The 3025-nt window shown below is 43.4% G+C and carries 5 protein-coding genes; 4 read left to right on the forward strand and 1 reads right to left on the reverse strand.

Going from position 1 to position 3025, the window contains the following annotated elements; all coding sequences use genetic code 11:
• From ACH2DQ_RS02990 to ACH2DQ_RS03005, 4 genes are all read left to right on the forward strand, one after another.
• A partial coding sequence (locus ACH2DQ_RS02990) for a TIGR00266 family protein (RefSeq protein WP_395025525.1) occupies positions 1–623 on the forward strand: 623 nt, incomplete at its 5' end.
• Positions 624–829: 206 nt separating this feature from the next.
• Positions 830–1360: an RNA polymerase sigma factor gene (locus ACH2DQ_RS02995; RefSeq protein WP_394915173.1), complete on the forward strand. Its 531-nt coding sequence runs from the start codon at positions 830–832 to the stop codon at positions 1358–1360.
• On the forward strand, positions 1344–1871 hold the full coding sequence (locus ACH2DQ_RS03000) for a hypothetical protein (RefSeq protein WP_394915174.1): 528 nt from the start codon (positions 1344–1346) through the stop codon (positions 1869–1871). Before ACH2DQ_RS02995 ends, ACH2DQ_RS03000 begins: the two co-directional genes overlap by 17 nt.
• A complete protein-coding gene (locus ACH2DQ_RS03005) occupies positions 1868–2737 on the forward strand; it encodes a zinc ribbon domain-containing protein (RefSeq protein WP_394915175.1) in 870 nt (289 codons plus the stop codon). Before ACH2DQ_RS03000 ends, ACH2DQ_RS03005 begins: the two co-directional genes overlap by 4 nt.
• Before the next feature lie 92 nt (positions 2738–2829).
• On the opposite strand, the gene ACH2DQ_RS03010 is transcribed toward ACH2DQ_RS03005, so the two are convergent.
• Positions 2830–3025: helix-turn-helix domain-containing protein (locus ACH2DQ_RS03010; RefSeq protein WP_395025528.1), on the reverse strand; the 196-nt coding region annotated here is incomplete at its 5' end.

Below are 3025 nucleotides of genomic sequence, written 5' to 3' on the forward strand. Positions count from 1 at the left end.
AAGCCATTTATACCCAGTCTGGCGGTATGTCCTGGATGAGTGAAGGAATTGATATGACTACAAATGCAAGAGGCGGGATTATGAAAGGATTGGGAAGAATGTTTTCCGGGGAGTCCTTTTTTATGACCACCTATTCAGCCATGCAGGATGGCGTTACCATCGGATTCTCCGCTACGGTTCCGGGAGAAATTCTGCCGGTGGATCTGAGTACTTATGGAAGTCTGATCTGCCAAAAGGGAGCATTTTTGTGCGCTCAGAACATGGTAGATGTAAGGGCAGTCTTTACGAAAAAGATGTCAGCCGGTTTTTTTGGTGGTGAAGGGTTCATCCTGCAGGAAATGTCCGGAAACGGCATGGCATTTTTAGAAGTAGATGGCAATAAGGTGGAAAAGGTGCTGGCTCCGGGTGAAGTCCTTAAGGTTGACACCGGAAATTTAGTGGCATTTGAAAACACGGTGCGGTATGAAGTGGAAATGATGCGCGGAGGTATGAATATTTTCCTGGGTGGTGAAGGCTTATTTATTACAAGACTCACGGGACCGGGAAGAGTTGTGCTGCAGACACAGAACTTTTCAGAATTTGTGGGCAGGATACGGACTTATATACCGAACCAGAGCAGCTAATGGTGACAGGTTAGAAATCAAGAGCCTGCAGCAAAGAATGTTATTCAGATGGAAGCCCCGGTTTTTCTGTTTGTTTCAAGGAGGTTTTGAAACACCAGGAAATCCGGGGCTATCTTTATGAAATCAAAAATAATTATAAAAATAAAATGAACCCCACCGAAAGTTATGACGATTATATAATAGCAGGGTAAAAAGGAGGTGTGGATGTGCTTGCAGATCAGGTAGAAGTTTTGATTGAACAATATGGAACGGACATATACCGGTTTTGTTCCAGGTTATGCAGAAACCGGGCAGATGCAGAGGATTTGTATCAGAAGACATTTTTAAAAGTTCTGGAACTTTCCATGGAAGTGAAACGGGATGGAAATCCGAAAGCATTTTTATTTTCTGTTACAAATGGACTGTGGATGAATGAAGTGCGGAAAATGGCAAGGCACAGCCGGATTGCCCCAAGTGTATCCCTGGATGACGACAATGAAAATCTGGCGGCAGACCAGGTTGATCTGGAAAGTGAAGTTCTGGCACGAATCCGGGACGGGGTGCTGCGAAAGATCATGGAGGAACTGCCGGAGAAGTTTCGGATACCAGTGATTCTCTATTATACCTGTGAGGTTTCATTGGAGGAGATCGGAAAGATTATGAAAAAGCCCACGGGTACCATAAAGAGCAGGCTGCATAAAGCCCGCAGCATGATTAAGAAAAGATTGGAGGAACAGGGATATGACTATGCAGGATGATAGACAACAAAGTAATCGAAATCTAAATGATAGAGACCAGGGACAAAGAGCCCGGAATCAAAGTTACCAGGATCAAAGTTACCAGGATCAAAGTTACCAGGATCAAAGTGCCCAGAATCAAAGAGCCCGGAATCCATGTGAACCCCAGTTCAATGACCGTTTGGGTAAAGAAATTAAAAATGCCATGGCTTCTTCTGAGAAGCCGGATGATAATCTCAATAAAATCCTGATGAGGCAGGTCAGGGAAAAAGAAGCGTATTTAAAATCGGCTGCCGGTACCAGAACAATATCACTGTGGTTTCTTCCAATGCTTTTAAATGGACTGCTGTTTGGAATGCTGGCATTTTTGGGGTATTTTTTAATTCCGAACATGTTACTGGCAAAGCTGGTTATGAGTGCCTGCATTTATATGGTTCTTGCAGGTGTGGCGCTTACAGCCGCTGGCATGTGGTTTTCTGATTTAAAAGAAAAGATGGTTCTGGTTCTGGAAAAAGGAGGGAACAAAGCATGAATTCTGATAAAAAGAAAAAGTATATCATCATTGGAATTGTAATTTTAATTGCAGCAATTATACTGCGGGTGGCAATATGGGGAGTGACAGAAGGGATTGGAACCATCAGTTTGCTTGCGGGCGGCCTCTTGTTTGGCGGGCTTTTATGTGCACTTCTGGTCTATGTGTGCATCTGCATCTGGATCTATCGGGATTGTATGAAAAGGGGGGAAAATGGACTGCTCTGGATGATCATCGTGTTCATTGCAACCCCGATTTTAGGCTTGATTATCTATATGGTTACCAGAGGTGAAAATAGGATTTTATGCAGAAATTGTGGATACCGGATCAGGCAGTCAGCCAGATACTGTGAAAACTGCGGCGAAGAAAATCAGGGACGTCAGGGGGAAATGGCAGTGGAGAAATCAAGTAAAGGTTTTGGATTTATCATAGCGGCGATCCTGTCAGGAATCCTGATGCTTGGATGTTTGATTTCTTTCATTGTCCTGGCATTTACCACGGATGACTTCCTGGATAAAAACACCTGGAACACCGGCATTATCATGGCTTCCATTGAAAATAAATGGGGTGATGACTGGAACTTAAGCTTTAAATACGCATCGGAGGGATTCCGCAAGAGTGCAAAATTTAGAATTGATGACAATCAGGCAGTGCTGCATGCCCAGGTCAGCAGTGAAGAAGGTCAGCTGCTCATGCATATTATTCAGGATGAGAAAGAGGAAATCATTGATGTGAGTAATTTAAAGGAGCCTCTGGTGTATCCCCTTACCGAATACAAGGCAGGAAAGATTCAGGTTGTTCTGGAGATTAACGGGGCTAAAAATGTAAAATCAAAGATTCAAATTGAAAATCCAGGTGACAGCTGACGGTAATGGAAATCTGCCCCGGAAATAGTTCGTACAGTATGGCTTAATTATTTGAGCAAAGCTGTACTGGCTGTTTCCGGGGCAGTTAATTTTTAATTTCTCTTATAACGATACTGATGCTTAAATTCGGTGGGGCTTAACCCGGTATATTTTTTAAAGATCGAAGAAAAATAAGTAGGATCATTATAGCCGACCAGCCCGGCGACCTCATATGCCAGGGTTCCCGGATTGATCAGGTATTCCTTTGCCTTTTCGATTCGGGTTTTGTTGATATATTCTGTAATCGGC

The sequence above is a fragment of the Robinsoniella sp. genome (genome assembly GCF_034124845.1).